This is a genomic window from Thiemannella venezuelensis (assembly GCF_014203605.1).
GTDB classification, from domain to species: Bacteria; Actinomycetota; Actinomycetes; order Streptosporangiales; family Streptosporangiaceae; genus Planomonospora_A; species Planomonospora_A venezuelensis.
This window is the reverse complement of record NZ_JACHJJ010000002.1, coordinates 451,847-470,497: the sequence shown is the minus strand read 5'-3', so window position 1 is coordinate 470,497 and position 18,651 is coordinate 451,847. Positions and strand designations below refer to the sequence as shown.

The following is an 18,651-nucleotide window of genomic DNA, read 5'->3' as shown; positions in this document are numbered from 1 at the left end:
CGAAGACCGTGTCAACCCCGTTTCTGTCGGTCCGCGACCTGACCGTCGACTTCCACACCGAGGACGGCGTCGTCCACGCGGTGGACGGGCTCTCCTTCGACGTGGAGAAGGGCACCACGCTGGGCATCGTCGGCGAGTCCGGCTCCGGCAAGTCGGTGACCAACCTGGCCGTGCTCGGCCTGCACAACCCGGAGACCGCCAAGATCAGCGGCGAGATCCGGTTGGACGGCGAGGAGCTGATCGGCGCCCCGCGCTCCACCATGGAGCGGCTCCGCGGCAACAAGGTCGCGATGATCTTCCAGGATCCGCTGACCTCGCTCTCGCCGTACCACACGATCGGCAGGCAGATCGGCGAGGTCTTCCGCAGGCACACCGGGGCGAGCCGCGCCGCCTCCCGGGACCGGGCGATCGAGATGCTCACCCGGGTCGGCATCCCGCAGCCCAAGGTCCGCGTGGACGACTACCCCCACCAGTTCTCCGGCGGCATGCGGCAGCGCGCGATGATCGCGATGGCCCTGGTCTGCGACCCCGACCTGCTGATCGCCGACGAGCCGACCACCGCCCTGGACGTGACCGTGCAGGCCCAGATCCTGGACCTGCTGCGGGACCTGCAGGAGCAGACCGGCACCGCGATCATCATGATCACCCACGACCTGGGCGTGGTGTCCGGCACCGCCCACGAGGTGCTGGTGATGTACGCCGGGCGGGCGGTGGAGCGCGGCACCGTCCGGGAGGTCCTCGGCGAGCCCCGCCACCCCTACACCTGGGGCCTGCTGGCCTCGATGCCCCGGCTGAGCGCCCCGGTGGACGTGCCGCTCCTGCCGGTCCGCGGCACCCCGCCGAGCCTGATCAACGTGCCGCCCGGCTGCCCGTTCCACCCCCGGTGCGACTACACGGACCTGGCCGGCCCCGAGCTGTGCCGGGGCGAGCGGCCCGAACTGTCCCCGCACCGCGGCCACGGCGACGCGTGCTACCTGACCCTCGCCCAGAAGCAGGAGATCACCCGATGAAGGAGACCGGCCCCGCGGAGACCGGTACCGGGTCCGCCGCGGGCAGGGCGGCCGAGCCGCTGCTGGAGCTGTCCGGGCTGGAGAAGCACTTCCCGGTCATGGGCGGCTTCGTCTTCAGGCGGCAGGTGGGCCGCGTGCACGCGGTCGACGGCATCGACCTGACCGTGCACGCCGGGCAGACCCTCGGACTGGTCGGCGAGTCCGGGTGCGGCAAGTCCACCACCGGACGGCTGGTCGCGCGGCTGCTGGAGCCCACCGCGGGCGCCATCCGGTACGGCGGGCGCGACATCGCCCACGCGAGCCGCAGGGAGCTGAAGCCCATCCGGTCCGAGATCCAGATGATCTTCCAGGACCCGTACTCCTCGCTCAACCCCCGGCACACCGTGGGCGGCATCGTCCGCGGCCCGATGGAGGTCAACGGCATCGACCCGCCGGGCGGCCGGGACCGGCGGGTCCGGGAGCTGCTGGAGATCGTGGGGCTCAACCCCGAGCACTACAACCGCTTCCCGCACGAGTTCTCCGGCGGCCAGCGCCAGCGCATCGGCGTGGCCCGCGCGCTCGCCCTGAACCCGAAGCTGATCGTCGCCGACGAGCCGGTCTCGGCGCTGGACGTCTCCATCCAGGCGCAGGTCGTCAACCTGCTCCAGGAGCTCCAGCGCGAGCTGGGCATCGCGTTCCTGTTCATCGCGCACGACCTGGCGGTGGTCAGGCACTTCTCCCAGCGGGTCGCGGTCATGTACCTCGGAAAGATCGTCGAGGTCGCCGACCGGGACTCCCTCTACCGGCGGCCCCGCCACCCGTACACCCACGCGCTGCTCTCGGCGGTGCCCGAGGTGGAGACGGATCCGGCGGTGGAGTCCCGTGAGCGCATCCGCCTCGCCGGGGACGTGCCCTCCCCGATCGACCCGCCGTCCGGCTGCCGGTTCCGCACCAGGTGCTGGAAGGCCCAGGACAAGTGCGCGGCCGAGGAGCCGCCGCTGGTCCGGCTGGCGGGGAACCGGGAGGGGCACCTGACCGCGTGCCACTTCCCCGAGGCGCCGACCGTCCACGGCGAGGACGTGGTGCTGGACCCGGCTCTCGCCTGAGGCGTACGGCGGGCACCCCGCGCTCCCGCGAAACGCCGTCGCCGGGGAATCACCGGCGACGGCGGGGGGCGGCAGGGGGCGCAGCCGTACGCGGATCCGGGCGGCGCGCCCGGCCGCGGGCTCAGGCCTTGGCGGAGGCCAGGGCCCGCAGGGCGTCGACCGCGCGGGCGGGGTCGTCGGCGCCGTAGACGGCGTTGCCCGCGACGAAGACGTCGGCCCCCGCCTCTGCGCAGCGCTCGATGGTCTCGGCCGCGACGCCGCCGTCCACCTGGAGCCAGACCTGGCCGCCGTGCCGCTCGATGAGCGCGCGGGTCCGGCGGATCTTCGGCAGGACCACGTCGAGGAACCTCTGGCCGCCGAAGCCTGGCTCGACGGTCATCAGCAGCAGCATGTCGACCTCGCCGAGCAGGTCCTCGTACGGCTCGACGGGGGTGGCCGGGTTGAGCGCGAACCCGGCGCGGGACCCGGCGGCGCGGATCTGGCGCAGGGTCCGGACCGGGGCCTTGGCCGCCTCGGCGTGGATCGTCACGCTCCCCGCCCCCGCCTCGGCGTAGGCGGGGGCCCAGCGGTCCGGGTCCTCGATCATGAGATGGCAGTCCAGCGGCGTGGACGTCGCCTTGAGCAGCGACTCCACCACCGGCAGGCCGAGCGTCAGGTTGGGCACGAAGTGGTTGTCCATCACGTCGACGTGCAGCCAGTCGGCGTTGGGCACCGCCGCCGCCGCCTCGGCGAGGCGGGCGAAGTCGGCGGACAGGATGCTGGGCGAGATCTGTACGGCCATGATGCCCGAGTCTATTGGCCGGCCTCTCCGCCACCCCCACCCCCCTCTCACAGCGACGCCCTCAGTGAAAGGGCCTCGCTGAACACTCCTCCGGATCCCAGCGCCTGGAGGCTAGGTCTCCGCCCTTTCAGGATCGGCATGTACACCGTCATGACATGGTTCTCCGTACCATTGGCGAACCTACGTCCGGTACAGCGGCCGTCCCTCGCCTTCCGGCGGGCTGCGTCCTCCCGGACCGCCGCCGACCGCGGCCGCCGCGCCGTGCACCTGACCGATCGCTGCCGACGATCACCGCAGCAGACTCAAGCCCAGCTCCGCTGAGGGAAAGTTCATACCGGCCTGGGCGGGATGCACGATCTGCGCCTGGGCGGTGGAGAGCCCGTCCGGCGTGCCGCGCAGTACGGCCAGCATTCCGGCGATGCGATTCTTCCCTGGTGCGCCGACGATGAGTTCAGCCTTGCCGTCCCCGGTGACGTCGAGGATCGAGACGCTTTGACCGAAACGATCACCGGGCTGGGACTGCTCGCCGATCGGGTCGGACGTCATGCCGGTGGTCCACTGGGCGGTGAGTGCCGGAGGCTCCTCGGTCGGCTTGTCATCGAAGGTGACCACCGGTCCCGGCGTCGCACTCACGGTGGGAGTCGCGCTCACGGTGGGAGTGGGGCTCGGCGTCGCGCTCACGGTAGGAGTCACGGTAGGAGTCGCGCTCACGGTAGGAGTGGGGGCGGGACCGTACAACGGCCGAACGCCGTCTTGGGTGATGACCTGCCCGTCGGCCGGCGCCGGACCGGTGCGGGCCCCGGGGATCAGCACGACCTCGCCGCTGGTGGACTCGCCGGCCTTGGGTTTGCCGATGGCGATCTCGTCGGCGCCGTCGCCGTTGATGTCTCCGGTGGCCAGGCCTCGGAAGGCGACGTCGGTCAGCCAGAGCTGGTCGCGAGCTGAGTACGAGGGAGTTCTGCTCAAACCGGTGGCCGAACCGAGCCAGACATGCAGGGTGTGCCTGCTGGGAGTGGCCATGACCAGGTCGGTGTGGGTGTCACCGTTGACATCGCCTGTCACGACCTGGGAGTCCTGCTCGGGGCAGACCTTGTGGGCCGCAACCGGCGAGGCGCAGATGGCCGGCGAGCCGAGCGTGGTGACCATCATCGGCGGGTCGTGCGGGTCGTCGGCGATCAGCAGATGGTGCTCATACCACTCACGGCCGGAAGAGTTGTCGCGCAAGGACCGGTTCTGGAGGAGCGCGATCTCCTGATCGCCGTCACGGTTGAGGTCACCGGAGACCATCGACCGGGGGACGGCCTGGACGAGGTGGGTGTCGGACGGGAGCGGCGCCTGCCGAAACTCCTGTCCGTCGTACCAGCCGCTGATGCCCGCCCACGGCGTGGAGGTGCCTTGTACGACGTTGGCGCTGAGAACGTCGGTGCCGAACTGCCCACCGAACTGGCCGACCACCATGGTGAAGTCGATGAAGCCTGGGGAGTGGTGGCGCTGAAGCGTGCCGAAGCCGGTCGGCAGCCACGACAGCGCGTGCACATCCCCCAGCCCGGAGACGAACAGGTCGGTGCGGCCGTTGCCATCGGCGTCGCCGGCACCCAGGCCGTGTCCCCAGTACCGGCATGGGCCGCTGCGCTGGCCGTTGGTACCCACCGGTCCGCAGTCGCCTTGGGGCCGGATGAGGTGGTGACCGGTGAGCCCGCCGGGGCCGCCGTACAAGACCGCGGTCACGCCCAGCTGAGTGCCGGGACCGACCGGGTACCACCCGTTGGAGACGGCCAGGTCGTTGTACCCGTCACCGTTGAAGTCGGTGTTGCGCGGGCCGGCCGCGGTCGCGCCCGCAGGGCCTGCGGTGCCCAGCAAGCTGACAGGCACGGCCAAAGCCGCGGTCAGGGCGAGCAGCGCCACCGATCGGGAGATCTTCCGAGGATGCATGGCCGCAGGATGACCGCCCCCCCCTTGGAGATCACTTGTGACCGGACGCACCCGCTGGTGAGAGGCCAGACGCGTCGAGCCGTCCGCTGGAAGGGCCGGTCCGCCGACTGTCGCCGGACGGCTCGCGGCACAAGACCTTTCAGCTCGGTGGCCGGACGATGGTCGTCGGAGCACTGGCGGCCCGGGTAATCGTCAAGGCTTGTGGATCAAAGGAACTCGGCTACCGATGTCGCTGAGCCGGTCGGAGGCTGAGAGAAGTACAGTTCTGATAACTGTACTTCTCTCAGGAAGCCGCGCCCCTTACGCCGCGGCCATCTCCTGGGCCGCGGGCGGCAGGCTGGGCCAGCCGTGCGGCGAGCGGTTGATGAGCTCGTCCATGGCCTCCGGGGTGAGGGGCCGGGCGAAGTGGTAGCCCTGCCCCTTGTGGCAGCCGAGGGTGGCCAGCTCGGCGAGCTGGGCGGTGTGCTCGATACCTTCGGCGACGGTGTCCAGGCGCAGGATCTGGCTGAGCCTGATCACGGCCTCGGCGACGACCGCGCCCTCCGGGGTTCCGTCGAGTTCGGTGACGAAGCAGCGGTCGAGTTTGAGGACGTCCACGGGAAGCCGGGTGAGGTAGCGCAGCGAGGAGTATCCGGTGCCGAAGTCGTCCAGTGCGATCCGGATGCCCTGGGCGCGCAGCGCGGCGAGCTGGGGGACGGCCGAGTGGTCGTCGACGACGGCGCCCTCGGTGATCTCCAGGACGAGGTCGGAGGGGACGAATCCGGTCTCCGCGAGGATCGCGGCCACGTCGTCGGCGAGCGACTGCTCCTCCAGCTGGCGCGGGGAGAGGTTGACGCTCAGGTAGAACTGGTGGTCGCGCGGGAGCCGCTCCCGCCACTGCAGGACCTGGATGCACGCCGTCCGCAGCACCCACAGGCCGATCTTCGTGATGGCTCCGGTGCGCTCCGCCAGGGGGATGAACTCCAGCGGCGAGATCAGCCCGCGGACGGGGTGCTCCCAGCGGACCAGGGCCTCGACCCCGGCCAGCTCTCCGTTGGCGAGGTCCACGATGGGCTGGTACTGCACGCGCAGGTGCCCGTCCTCGATGACCGTGTTCAGCGCGCACCGGAGCCCTGCGGCGTCGCTCTCCTTCCGCTCCAGCTCGTCGGCGAAGAGCTGCCAGGCGCTGGCCGGCTGCTTCTTGGCCTCCGCCATGGCCATCCCGGCCTGGTGCAGGACGCGCGACGCCTCCGGCGGCCCGTCCTGGTCGTGGCCGGAGACGACGATGCCGATTCCGGCGCCGACGGACAGGTGCCGGCCGGCCGCGGCGATCGGCTGGTTCATGGCGGCGATGACGCGCTCGGCGACGGTGATCGCGCCGTCGGCGCCGCCGCCGGTGAGGACGATGGCGAACTCGTCGCCGCCGAGGCGGGCGACGGTGTCGGAGTCCCGGACGTTGACCCGGAGGATGCCGGCGACCGCGACCAGCACGGCGTCGCCGGTCTCCTGCCCGTAGCCGTCGTTGATCTGCTTGAGCCCGTTCAGGTTGAGCTGCAGCACCGCCACCTCGGCGCCGTTGCGCGCCCGGTTCAGGGCGCGCGCCAGGTGGGCGTGGAGCTGAGCCCGGTTCGCCAGGCCGGTGAGGGCGTCGGTGACGGTGAGGTCGTGGTTCTCGCGCAGCACGACGAACTGGCGTACGGTGACCGTCGCGGTGATCACGGCGCCGCCGGCGACCAGGCCCGTCCACGAGGACAGATCGGTCTGCCAGGGGGCGATGAGCAGCAGTACGCATCCCATCCCGGTGGCCAGGTACGGCAGCCAGCCGGCCTGCCCCCGCCGCCGCTCCTGCGCCGCGCCGTACGGCGCGCCCGCCTGCCGGCACTGCTCGGCCGCGGCCAGGGCCACCAGGTGGAACACGGTCAGCCAGCAGACCGGCTGCCACATGGACCCGCCCGCCGCCTCCGGGCGGCCCGCCAGATGCCCCAGGTAGCCGTCGCCGGCGAGCAGCGGGACCAGGCCGGCGGCGAGCAGCAGCAGGGGCCGGCGGCCGGGGGTGGCGCCGCGGAGCAGGACCATGGCGGCACCGAAGATCAGCACCAGGTCCGCCAGGGGGTATCCCACCGCCGCGACCGCCTGCAGCGCCGACAGTTCGTGGGTGGACACGGCCGGTCCGAGCACCAGGTACCAGGTGATCATGAAGGTGGCGGCGGCGACCGCCACCGCGTCCAGGGCGTTCTTGTACGACTCTTTCCTCGTCCCGCCCTGCGCGGGAAACATCAGCAGCCCGGCCAGCATCGCCGACACGAACAGCACGCGGGCGGCGATCCCGGAGGACGTGCCCGCCGCCGTACCGGCGGCCACGGGGCCCGCGACGGATACGGCCAGCGCGGGCACACCCAGCGTGACGAGCGCCCACGCCCGCCGCACCCGGCGGTCCAGCGCACGGTGCATGACGGCCCGCACTCCGAACCCCACGGCGACGACGGCGCCCGACAGCAGGCCGAGCGGGGCGACGGCGCCGTGGAAGACGCCCGCCGGAGCGGTCACCGCGAACACCGCCATGGTCACCACGTACGCGAGGCAGACCGCCAGCGGGCCGGCGTACGCCCGGATGTTCCGGATCGCGGCGACCCGACGCTGCTCCACCATGGGACGCCCCCCGTCCGTAGACCTTTTCCTTCAGCCGGTTCATCGACGGGACGGGGCGGGACCTGAGAGTTCTCCCGCCGGGGCGTGCGATCCGGCCGGGACCGGCGACCGCGGCGGATCCCCTCAAGTCCGGCGGCGGTCCGCCGATGGCGTCGGTGGAAACCGGAGAAGGCTCGGTGGCAACCGGAAGGCGGGGTGTCGAAGTGACGGTGGATGACGCATCGGCCCTGCAGGCCGCCGTGGCGGAGCTCACCGGCCTGGTGCCCGAGGGGCAGCTCGGCCGTGGCGCGCACACCTCCGTCCAGGTGATGAGCCGGGGGGAGCGGCGCTACGCGGTCAAGCAGCAGTGCGACGCCGCCGACGAGACCGCCGTCCTGCTCTCCTTCCGGCGGGAGGCGGCGCTGCTGGCCGGCATCGACCACCCCGGCATCCTGCGGGCCTGCGCCACCGGGCTGCACGACGGCCGCGCCGCGCTCGTCACCGAACTGGTACCCGGCCGCCCGCTCGCCGACCTGCTCGCCGACGGCCCGCTGTCCGAGACCCGCGCCCTCCGGCTCGGGACGGAACTGGCCGGGGCGCTCGCCGCGGCCCACCGCACCGGTCTGGTGCACCGCGACCTCAAACCGCAGAACATCATCGTGCCCGCCGAGAGCCCGGCCGTCATCGTCGACTTCGGACTGGCGGCGAGGGGCGGCGAACCGGGTGCCGAGCACACCGCCGTCGGCACGTTCGACTACACCGCGCCCGAGCAGACCGGCATGTTGCAGCGGCCGGTGGACGGCCGCTCGGACCTGTACTCCCTGGGCGTCGTGCTGTTCGAGTGCCTGACCGGGCAGCCGCCCTTCTCGGCGCCGGACGTCGGCGAGCTGCTGCGGATGCACGCCGTCGCCGTCGCCCCGGACGTCCGCTCGCTGCGGCCGGGGATCGGCCCGGCGTTCGCCGACGTCGTCGCCCGGCTGCTGGCGAAGGACCCGGACGACCGGTTCCGGGACGCGCGGGACCTGCTCCGGGCGCTGCACCGCTGCGCCGGCGACGCCGCCTCCGACCTGCCTCCGGCCGAGCTCCCCCTGGTCGGGCGGGGCCGCGAGCTGGCCGCCCTGACCGCCCGCCGGCAGGCCGCCCGGGCGGGCGCCGGCGGGATGGCGCTCGTGCGCGGGCCCGCCGGCGCGGGCCGCAGCCGCCTGGTCGCCGAACTGTGCGAACCGCCCGCCGGGCGTCCCGGGGCCGGGAGCGGGCTGGTGCTGCACGCCCGGTGCTCACCGGACGTCGAGGCTCCGATGGCCGCGATCCGGACCGCGGTGGAACGGTATCTGGCGCATGTGGACCGGCTCGACCCCGCCGAGCGGGACGCCGCCCGCGCCCGGTTGCGCCGGGCCGCCGCGGTCGCCGGGGCCGCCCTGATCCGGACGGTCTCGCCCGCCCTCTCCGCCCTGCTCTCCGACGTGCCGCAGAGCCCGTCCGACGGCCGCGACGAGCGGCTGGCCGCCGCGGTCGCCGTCTTCCTCGCCGAGCTGGCCCTGGAGCACGGCGGCGGCGTCGTGGTGCTGGACGACGCGCACCGGCTCGACCCGGCCGGCCACCGGGTGCTGACCGCGCTCACCGCCCGCCTGGCGCGGACGCCCCTGCTGGTGGTCCTGACCGCACCCGACGGGGCCGATCCCTCGGCACTGCAGGCCGCCTGCGGGACGGCGCTGGACACCACGGTGGCGCTGGCCCCGCTCACCGAGGCGGAGACGGCCGCTCTGGTCGCGTCCCGGCTGCCGGGAGCCGCCGTCCCCGCCGACCTGACCGCCCACGTGGCCGCGCGCAGCGGCGGCCTGCCGCTCGCCGTGGTCGAATACCTGCGGGACCTGGCCGACCGCGGGCTGCTGGTACCGCACTGGGGTGACTGGTGGCTCGACGTGGACCGGCTGCACGAGATACCCGCCGGCGACGACCGGGGTCCGGTGGTGGCACGGCTGGACGGTCTCGCCCCCCGGCACCGTACGGCGCTGGCCGTCGCCGCGGTGGCCGGCGTCCGGTTCCGGTTCGACGTCGTCGCCGCCGCGAGCGGCCTGCCCCCGGAGCGGGTCGCCGCGGCCGTCGGCGCCGCGGTGGTGCGCGGCCTGGTCGAGAGCGGGCAGGACGGACGGTACGCGTTCGTGCATCCCGCGCTGCGCGACGCGCTCCTGGCCGGCCTCGACACCGGTGAGACCGAGTGGCTGCACCGGCGGATCGCCGAGGCGCTGGAGGAGCTGGCCCCCGAGGCGCGTGACGTCCCCCACGCGTACACCGTGGCGTACCACTACGGCTGCGGCGGGCCGGACGTCGACCCCGAGGTGCTCTACCGCAGCGCCGTGGCCGCCGGCCGGCAGGCCCTCGCCGACCGGGCGCCGGGCGACGCCGTCGGATACCTGGAGCGGGCCCGTGAGGCCGCGGCCCGTACCGGGCGCCCGCTCCCGACCGACGTCGCCCACGCGCTGGCCCTCGGCTACCTGCGCACCGGCCGGTTCGACGACGCCCGCGCGGAGCTCCGCACCGCCCTCGCCGCCGAGACCGAACCGGCCGCCCGCGCCGGGCTCTGGAGCACCGTCGCCGAACTGGAGCACGCCGCCTTCGCGAGCACCGCCGCGATCCGGGCGGCCACCCAGGCCCTGGCCGAGCTGGGCCACCCGCTGCCGCGCCGCCGGCTCGCGCTGCTGCTGTCCACGCTGGGCAGCGGGATCCTGGCCGCGCTCATCCGCCGCACCGGCATCGGCGCCGGCGGCGCGCGCGAGGAGGACCGGGCCGACCTGGAGCGCCGGGCCATGCTGCTGAACAACGCCGCGTACGGCGCCGCGGCGATCCACCACGTCGGCCGCTCCATGACGTTCGCGCTGCGGGCGCTGCTCCTGGCGAACCGGCTGGGGCCCGGCCCCGCGTACGCGCGGGCCTACGGCCTCCTCGGCTACCTTCTGGGGGCGCTGAAGCTGCGCAGGCCGGGACGGCGCTGCGCCGAGCGGGCGGCCGACGCGGCCCGCGCCGTCGCGGACCCCGCCCTGACCGCCTACGTCGACTGGCTGCGCGGCATGTCCGAATACGTCTCGGGTGCCAACGACGGCCAGGACTGGGAGCGGTCGATCCACCGCCATGCGCGCTGGCTCGACCCGCCGCAGTTCCTGACCAGCTACGGCTGGATCGGCATCCGCCAGTTGCTGCGCGGGTACGCCGGCAAGTCCCAGGCCGCCTACCGGCGGGGCCTGTCGCTGCTGCCGCCCGGCACGGCCTGGCGCAGCGCCGACTACTTCTCGCTGCTCGGCGTGCTGACCCCCGCCCTGCAGGGGCGGCCCGCCGAGGCCGCGCGGGCGCTCGCCGCGATCCGCGAGGCCGTGCCCGCCGACACGGCCGCCTGGCAGCGGGCCGACATCGTGGTCGCGCAGATGTGCGCCCTCACGGAACAGGGCGAGTTCGGGGTGCCGTTCGAGGCGGCGATCGCGGAGTTCGAGGCGATAGGCCTGCACAGGACCGAGCTGACCCTGTTCCACCACTGGTTCTACGTGTTCAAGGTGGTGGGCCGGCTGAACCAGTGCCGCCTGGCCGGCCCCGCCGGCCGTCCGGCCCGGCTGGCCGCCGCCCGCGGGGCGGTGCGCGAGCTCGGGCGCGTCGCCCGCACCCCGCTGGTCAAGGCGGTGCACCAGCTCACCAGGGCGTCCCTGCTGGAGCAGTCCGGCCGGCCGGAGGCCGCGATCAGGCTGGCGGAGCGCACCGAGCGCCGGAGCTGGCCGCTGGACGCCCCCGTGATCGGCTTCGACGTGGCGCGGGTCCGTGCCCGCGCCCTGCGCCGGCTCGGCCACGACGCCGAGGCCGAGCGGCAGGCGCGTTACGCCTACCAGCTGGCCGAGACGTACGGCTGGGAGCACCGTACCCGCGCGGTACGCGCAGAGTTCGGGATCGACGTGGCGGGCACCAGCCGGCGCTACACGCGCACCGACACCGGAACCACGGCCGGCGATCCGCGCAGCAACCGGCGGCTGGAGGCGCTGCAGCAGGTCAGCGTGGCCGCGGCGACGGTGCTCGACCCCGACGAGCTGGCCCGGGTCGCGCTCGACGAGACGCTGCACATCCTCGGCGCCGAACGGGCACTGCTGTTCATGGTGGACGACGACGGCGAGCTGCGCCGCTTCGCCGGCCGCGACGCCGCAGGCGACGATCTGGACGCGGTGACCGACTACGGCTCCACGCTGATCGGACGGGTACGCGAGACCGGGCAGGCGGTGGTCGTCACCGGCACCGAGCAGGGCGCGGCACTCGGCTCGCAGAGCGTGGTGGCGCACGGGCTGCGGAGCATCATCGTCGCCCCCGTCCTGCTCAAGGGCCGGCTGACCGGAGTGGTCTACCTGGACAGCAGGCTGGCGCGGGGCATCTTCACCGACGCCGACGCCGACGTCCTCACCGCCGTGGTGAGCCACGTCGCGGTGGCGCTCGAGACCGCGCGCGCGGCCCAGCTGGACGTGATGGTGCGGACCGCGCGGCGGCAGCGGGAGGTGGCGGAACTGCTGCGCACCAGTCTCGTCGAGCTGAGCGCCCTGCTCGACCCGGGCCAGGTCCTCGACCGGCTCTTCCACACGCTGGCCGAGCAGTCGGGCGCGACGGGCGGCTGCCTGCTGCGCGCCGACGGCGAGTCGCTCAGCGTGGTCGCGACGAGCGGCGCCGTCGGCGGCGACCGCCTCGGCGCGCGGTTCGGCGCGGCCCGCGCCCCGGGCTCCGTGCTCGACGCGGTGGCGAAGGCCGGTGTACCGGCGGCGGGACCGGTGCCCGACGGGCTGCACGGACTGGTGGAGGCCGGACCGGCCGCCCTCACCGTCCCGCTGGTGGCACGGGACCAGCTGGTCGGCGTGGTGCTTCTGGCCGGTGCCGCGTTCGACGACGCCTGCCGCGAGGTGGCCGCCGCCCTGGCCAGCCAGGGCGTCAGCGCCTACGAGAACGCCCGCCTGTTCACCCAGGTGCAGGAGCTGGCGACCACCGACGGACTCACCGGGGTGGCGAACCGGCGGCACTTCCACGGCATGGCGGAGAAGCTCGTCAGTGTCGCGCGGCGCAACAAGCGGGAGCTGACAGCGATCATGCTGGATATCGACCACTTCAAACAGGTCAACGACACCCACGGCCACGGCGCCGGTGACGACGTCATCCGCGAGGTCGCCCGCCGGCTCGGCGCCAGCGTCCGCGACTCCGACGTCCTGGGGCGGTACGGGGGCGAGGAGTTCGCGGCGGTCCTGCCCGAGTACCAGGGCCCGGATCCACTGGTGGCCGAGCGGATGCGCGCCGCGGTCGCCGCCGGGCCGATCCCCACCCGGGCGGGGCCGGTCCGGGTGACGATCAGTGTCGGAGTGGCCCGGCTGAGCCCCGGCGACGACGGGCTGGACGCCCTGCTGGCCCGCGCCGACCACGCCCTGTACCGGGCGAAGAAGGGCGGTCGCAACCGGGTCGTCCTGGCCTGAGGAAGGCAGGAGTCGGCCTGGGAGCTGCGCTGTGTGCGCTGAGTGGGATTCGGCCTAGCCTCGGGCTTTCACGGTGAATTTCACCGAGCTTGATCGTTTACATGAGAAAAGTGCCTGTGACCTGGAAGGATCGGACTTGTCTAAGGTCCCGTCCCCACCAGTTCACGAGGCACTTTTCACGTGAAGACTACCGCGCCCCACCGCAAGATCACCGCGTCCGCCGACGGCTCCGGCCTCATCTCCCACGCAGGCGGCCTGCTCCTGCTGCAGACCCTGCGCGTCACCGGCCTGGACCAAGCCCTCTCCCAGCACCTGCAGCGCTGGCGGCCCTCCCACGCCATCCACGACCCCGGCAAAATCATCACCGACCTCGCCCTCACCCTCGCCCTGGGCGGCGACTGCCTGGCCGACATCGCCCTGCTGCGCGCCCAGCCGGAGCTGTTCGGCCATGTGGCCTCCGACCCCACCGTCTCCCGCCTCATCGACCGGCTCGCCGCCGACCCCACCCGGGCCCTGAAAGCCATCCGCGCCGCCCGCGCACACGCCCGCTCCCGCGCCTGGGCCGCGGCCGGAGCGCATGCGCCCGGCGCGGACGGCGAGCCGATCCCCCTCGACCTCGACGCCACCATCGTCATCGCCCACTCCGACAAACAGCACGCGGCCCCGACCTGGAAGAAAACCTTCGGCTTCCACCCGCTGACCGTCTTCGCCGACCACGGCGCGGCCGGTGCCGGCGAACCCCTGGCACTACTGCTGCGCCCGGGCAACGCCGGCTCCAACACCGCCGCCGACCACATCACCGCCACCCGGATCGCACTGGCTCAGCTGCCCGCCGACCGCAGACGGCAGGTCCTGATCCGCACCGACTCCGGCGGCGGCACCCGCCAATTCCTGACCTGGCTGAGCCGACCCGGCCGACGGCTGAAGTACTCGATCGGCTTCCCCCTCACCGACGACATCCAGACCGCGATCGGTCGGCTCCCGGCCAGTGCGTGGACGCCCGCCTACGACGCAGACGGCCAGGTCCGGCCCGGCGCGTGGGTCGCCGAGCTCACCGGCCTGCTGGAGCTGACCGGCTGGCCGCGCGGCATGCGCGTCATCGTCCGCAAAGAACGCCCGCACCCGGGCGCGCAACTGCGCTTCACCGACCTTGACGGGCACCGCTTCACCTGCTTCGTCACCAACACCAAGCATGGTCAGCTCGCCGACCTGGAACTACGCCACCGCCGCCGCGCCCGATGCGAAGACCGCATCCGCGCCGCCAAGGACACCGGCCTGGCCAACCTGCCGCTACACGACTTCACCCAGAACCAGATCTGGTGCGAGCTCGTCGCGCTGGCCTGCGAACTCCTGGCCTGGATGCAGATGCTCGCCCTGGACGGCCCGGCCCGCCGCTACGAACCCAAGCGCCTGCGGCTACGTCTGCTGGCCGTGGCCGGGCGGCTGGTCCGCGGCGGACGACGTGTCCGGCTGCGCGTCGCCGCGCGATGGCCCTGGGCGATGCAGCTCACCGCGGCCATCGCCCGCCTGCAAGCCCTGCCGGCACCGACCTGACCAGCGACAAGCCGCCCCAACGATCAAGAAAGGACATGCCCGGGCCCGTGGAACCCCGCCCATCCGGCGCGACAGCCGGGCCACGAAGCTGACCTGGTCGCGAAATCAACCCTCAGCCGAATGCGTCAACCGACCACACGGAGATCGCGAAAGATCGAGGCTAGAGGACCGCTCGGTCAATCCGTCATTTCTTGTACGATATCCGATCGTTACCTGACGGAGAAGTAACTATGTGAGACCGGCCGAGCGCTGCTTGCTACAACGGAGTCAACCGCTCCCGCTCAGGATGTGTAATGGCCCTCGGCGCTCCACGTCGGTCCGCGATCACCAGGCTTGCGGCCGTACTCGTTCTCCTCTGCATCTTCGGAGAAGTACAGCCGCTCCCCACTTCTGCTTCACGCATTCCTGCGCCGACTGGCCTTCCCATCGGACGTGGAACCCCGCAGGAAGTGTGGCGAACCACTGCCGAAGACATCCCTGTGCTGGCCGGCGATACCATCGCCATCCAGCGTGAGGGGCGGATCCACGGCCTTGACGCGCGGACCGGAGCCACTCGCTGGGTTTCTCCTCTCGATGAACCCGGCGTCCTGCTGGCGGCCGACGGATTCCTGCTGTCCAGCGGACCGTCCACCGATGAGAACGTGAGACGCTTCAGAATCACTTCGATAGACGCCCGCACCGGCGTTGACCTTTGGACGATCGAGTCTGGTTTCCCGGGTGACGGTCCCTGGCGTCCTCATTTCTCCCTTATCGGGGTCACGACGCGGCATGCCGTCATCATTCTTCCCGCCCTCAGGACCGTCCGGGCCTTCGATCTGTCCGATGGCGGCGTCTCCTGGGAGACCTCTCTGCCCGGAGGATGCGAGGCAGTGACCGAACCGAACCGGGACGTCGAGGAGGAGGACGACCGCGGATCGGCGAACAGGGATGTCGTCATCGTCCTCTTACGGTGCGCAGAGCGCCTCCGGTTGCTGGGTCTGGCGCCCAACGACGGCCGGATCCGCTGGAACGCGCCTGTCGCGGACCGGACCGTACCGGCGCTCTCCTTTCACTCAGGTGTGATATCCCTTCGAAGTCGTCACTTCATCACGCTCGTCTCCTCTGGAGGAACGGTCCTGTACGACCGCACGTCATCGCGTACCTGCGAGGCGGAATGCCGGGTGGAGATTCTGGGTGACGCCGCGTTCGTCTCCCGGCGCGGCGGCCTCGAAGAGGAGACCGTGGTCGAAATGGTCGACCAGAGGACGGGGAGAACCGGCTGGACACGTGTGTTCAAGAATTCCCATCCAGACGGTCTCCGAGTCGTGGGAGGCCGTCTTTACATGGAGCGCGAACTGCCCCAGCCGCTGGTTCACCGGGTCCTGGACCTCCTTGATCCGGTCACCGGCCGCTCTGTTCTCACCACCTCGGACTTCCAGCTGGAGGGAATGGGAAAGTACGTCGTAGCCTGGTACGGGGACCTCTTCTACGCCGTCCCCTCCGAACCCGATGAGAAGATCGTGCTCACCGCCTTGCGATTCACCCCCATCCAGAAGGATCGGGGGTGGGGGGCTCGCGGTGGCGTTCCCGTGACCGCGTGGCCGGATGCATGCTCGCTTCTTCTCGATGGCCCGGGAACCCGTATCGGAAGATCGGCTCCTGCCGAACTCAATCTTCCAGGCACCGTCGCATGCGAACTCCGGCCGGCATCCGGATCTGGTGCGACGGTCAAAGTCTCGCTGGTCTGGGTGCATCCGTCGCCGGCACAAGCGAAGATCGCTGTAGATGACAAGGCGCTGCTAGAACGTCCCGGCTGGATAACATCCGTAGCCGACCAAGCGTATTTTCTCAACAATGCCTTCAGCGACGCCGTACTGTTCCGGAGCGGCTCGGTCGTCGTAACCGTCGAGGCGCTGGGAGACCCGGCCATGACAAAGCAGGCGACGCTCGCAGCGGCCGAGACATTGCGAGCAGGATCACGAGAAGGCCGCCCATGACCACCCAGGCGACTCCGCAGCCCGCGCAGGAAAGCGCCGGAGAGCCAGAGGCCGGGCGGATCACAAAAGCTCGCAGATGGATCGTGACGGCTGTGGCCGGAGCGCTGGCGACCCTGATAAGCACCGTCATCCTCGGAGCCTGGCCACGACTGCTGGACCAGTGGGCGGATTTCCGAGGCCGCCCTCATCTCATTGCGACGGCGTACGCCGTCGAAGTCGACTCCGGAGACGAAGTGGCGTTCGAGCGCCCGGTTCCCCTGGGGCCCGGGGGGACCCTGCTCCCTCCCGGAAGCCGTCGGCAGGATGTCCTGGCCTTGATCAAGCGCGAGAACGCCGCCCGGGTACGCGGAGTGACCGTGAACATCATCCTGAGGAACGCCCGGCATGAGACGATCCGAATCCTCGACGTCCGCCCACGCATCCTGCAGGACGCCCCCTTGTGGAGCGGCGCCTGCATGGACTTCCCCACACAAGGGGAGGCGACCGTCTACGAGGTCGCCGCGGATCTCGACAATCTGCGCCCCGGAAAGGAGGGACGCAAGGGAGGGTTCCTGAAGAAGAACATCGACCTGGCCGATGGAGAGAGGGCCAGCATCGAGTTGTCCGCCACTGCGAAAAAACGCTACTACCTGTGGGACGTCCAGGTCGATTACCTCTACGGAGACTCCCCGGAGGTGCGGCATGAATACATCAAGGACTCCGGAGGAGCCGCATTCCGCCTGACCGGTAAAGCCAAGAAATACAAAGAGTACTACACAGCCACCGTGTACTCCAACGATTATCGGCGTGTCAGACGGTCGAAGCCATGCTGACGTTCAGACGAATCATCCGCGGCCTTACCGCCACGCTGGTGATCATCGTCTTCGCCTCCCAGGCATCTCCGCGCTTCGAGGGACCGCGTATCTCTGGGTTTATCGAAGAATGGCAGGTCGAACTGCCCGTCACTCCTCACTCCTATAGCAGCACCCTCGTCGGCGACATGGTCGCGATCTGGTCGGGTTCACTTCTGACGATGCGGGACGCCTCGACTGGAACCGCACGTTGGAGTCACCGGGTCACGGACGGCTGGATCGCCGACTGGGTGGCGTCCGACCCCGCAGTGGTCATCGAGGTGGCTCGGCCGGATCGCCCCGATGTGACCTATGGCCTGGCCGGACTCTCCGCCGAGACCGGCCGGGTGATATGGCGCAGAACCGACCTCACCGCCGCAGGCTGGTGGCGTGCCCCGTACGGTGACGCGGCTCCGACACCGGTGGTCGTCGCCGAGAGAGAACCTCTCACGCTGACGGGAGTGGTCGCCGGCACAGGGACGGACCAATGGGCGACGCCGCTACCCTGCGAGCACGATGACGGCGATGTCATGGAGTCCGCGAGCGACGGCCGATACGCCGTAGTGTTATATCGCTGTGGCCGCCGGTCCCATGTGCTCACCGTAAACGCCGCGACCGGCACTCGCCTGTGGAATGCACCACTCCCCGGAGTCGCTCGCCAGCTGGGTGTGGAGCATGGCCTGATACGGGTCTACCACGGCGACGCGCTGTCCTCCTTCGACATCCAGAACGGCAAGCTCATCACCCGTGTGAGTGAATGCTGGAACGGCTGCTCACTGAGACGCGCCGATGACCGGTTGATCATCTCAAGGGAAAGTCCACGAGGAAGCGTACTGGAAGCCGTGGCCCTGCGCGGTCTCACCCCGCTCTGGCAACGCACCCTGCCCGTATCCGGACTGCTCGGCCAGGCGGCTTCTCTCTACGGGAACGACTGGATGAGTGACGGCACGTACTTCGGCGTTCCCCGACCTGTCGGCGGCGGGATTCCCACCCGCCTACACGCCGTCGACACGATGACGGGAGCCGTCAAGGAGCTCACACTCCCCGGTCTCGGCACCCCCTTCGCGGCAAAGGGAGACCAGGTGTTCACCGTGGAGCGGATCAGCCTTGCGGGGCATGCTCCCCGGCTACGACTGACCGCTTTCGGATCAGCGTCTTCTGACCCATGGAGAGAAGGTCATCCCGCGGAGGAGACCGAGGGCCGGCCTGACGCCTGTGCGTTGTTGAGGAAACTGTTCCCGGCGAGCGAACCGATCCGGTTGCGGAATCCACCGGGATGTCAGGCTCTGAACGCGGAAGGTCATGCCCTTCGGCTACGCATTCGCTGGTACGCCCGGGACAGGATGTCCGCACTGGCCCTGTTCGCCGACATGCGTGAGACCCAGGGTGGAATCAT

General features: G+C 71.4%; 9 protein-coding genes and 1 pseudogene. 7 read left to right on the top strand and 3 right to left on the bottom strand.

All coding sequences use genetic code 11. The features are described 5' to 3' along the window. Window positions 1-8: 8 nt before the first annotated feature. Entirely contained in the window at window positions 9-1,010 is a 1,002-nt protein-coding gene (locus FHS22_RS05655) for an ABC transporter ATP-binding protein (RefSeq protein WP_184939016.1), read from the top strand. Next, window positions 1,007-2,095 (top strand): ABC transporter ATP-binding protein, encoded by a 1,089-nt coding sequence (locus tag FHS22_RS05650; protein WP_184939015.1) that lies wholly within the window; start codon window positions 1,007-1,009, stop codon window positions 2,093-2,095. The genes FHS22_RS05655 and FHS22_RS05650 overlap by 4 nt, the downstream gene beginning before the upstream one ends. 121 nt (window positions 2,096-2,216) lie before the next feature. On the opposite strand, the gene rpe is transcribed toward FHS22_RS05650, so the two are convergent. From rpe to FHS22_RS05635, 3 genes are all read right to left on the bottom strand, one after another. Next, window positions 2,217-2,876: a ribulose-phosphate 3-epimerase gene (rpe, locus tag FHS22_RS05645; protein WP_184939014.1), complete on the bottom strand. Its 660-nt coding sequence runs from the start codon at window positions 2,874-2,876 to the stop codon at window positions 2,217-2,219. A gap of 288 nt (window positions 2,877-3,164) precedes the next feature. Beyond that, entirely contained in the window at window positions 3,165-4,808 is a 1,644-nt protein-coding gene (locus FHS22_RS05640) for a VCBS repeat-containing protein (protein WP_184939013.1), read from the bottom strand. Window positions 4,809-5,108: 300 nt separating this feature from the next. Then, window positions 5,109-7,436: a putative bifunctional diguanylate cyclase/phosphodiesterase gene (locus FHS22_RS05635; RefSeq protein WP_184939012.1), complete on the bottom strand. Its 2,328-nt coding sequence runs from the start codon at window positions 7,434-7,436 to the stop codon at window positions 5,109-5,111. Between the two features lie 203 nt (window positions 7,437-7,639). On the opposite strand from FHS22_RS05635, the gene FHS22_RS05630 reads away from it, so the two are divergent. The 5 genes and pseudogenes from FHS22_RS05630 to FHS22_RS37810 form a co-directional block, all read left to right on the top strand. Next, window positions 7,640-12,895, top strand: a complete 5,256-nt coding sequence (locus FHS22_RS05630; protein ID WP_221473216.1) for a diguanylate cyclase — start codon at window positions 7,640-7,642, stop codon at window positions 12,893-12,895. Window positions 12,896-13,075: 180 nt separating this feature from the next. After that, window positions 13,076-14,449: an IS1380 family transposase gene (locus FHS22_RS05625; protein ID WP_184939010.1), complete on the top strand. Its 1,374-nt coding sequence runs from the start codon at window positions 13,076-13,078 to the stop codon at window positions 14,447-14,449. 293 nt (window positions 14,450-14,742) lie between these two features. After that, window positions 14,743-16,425 carry an outer membrane protein assembly factor BamB family protein gene (locus FHS22_RS05620; protein WP_260407660.1) on the top strand — a complete coding sequence of 561 codons (1,683 nt, stop codon included), beginning with the start codon at window positions 14,743-14,745 and terminating at the stop codon, window positions 16,423-16,425. Then, the gene (locus tag FHS22_RS05615) at window positions 16,422-17,237 is read left to right on the top strand and encodes a hypothetical protein (protein ID WP_184939008.1); all 816 of its coding nucleotides are present in this window, start codon (window positions 16,422-16,424) and stop codon (window positions 17,235-17,237) included. The genes FHS22_RS05620 and FHS22_RS05615 overlap by 4 nt, the downstream gene beginning before the upstream one ends. Then, window positions 17,231-17,938 (top strand): annotated as a pseudogene (locus FHS22_RS37810) (outer membrane protein assembly factor BamB family protein); the annotation flags it as partial. The gene FHS22_RS05615 and the pseudogene FHS22_RS37810, both read left to right, overlap by 7 nt. Window positions 17,939-18,651 lie beyond the last annotated feature (713 nt).

Excerpts from the sequence above, each read along its gene's own strand:
- FHS22_RS05650 (WP_184939015.1), top strand. The coding sequence starts at position 1,007 with ATGAAGGAGACCGGCCCCGCGGAGACCGGTACCGGGTCCGCCGCGGGC.
- rpe (WP_184939014.1), bottom strand. The coding sequence starts at position 2,876 with ATGGCCGTACAGATCTCGCCCAGCATCCTGTCCGCCGACTTCGCCCGC.
- FHS22_RS05640 (WP_184939013.1), bottom strand. The coding sequence starts at position 4,808 with ATGCATCCTCGGAAGATCTCCCGATCGGTGGCGCTGCTCGCCCTGACC.
- FHS22_RS05635 (WP_184939012.1), bottom strand. The coding sequence starts at position 7,436 with ATGGTGGAGCAGCGTCGGGTCGCCGCGATCCGGAACATCCGGGCGTAC.
- FHS22_RS05620 (WP_260407660.1), top strand. The coding sequence starts at position 14,743 with ATGGCCCTCGGCGCTCCACGTCGGTCCGCGATCACCAGGCTTGCGGCC.
- FHS22_RS05615 (WP_184939008.1), top strand. The coding sequence starts at position 16,422 with ATGACCACCCAGGCGACTCCGCAGCCCGCGCAGGAAAGCGCCGGAGAG.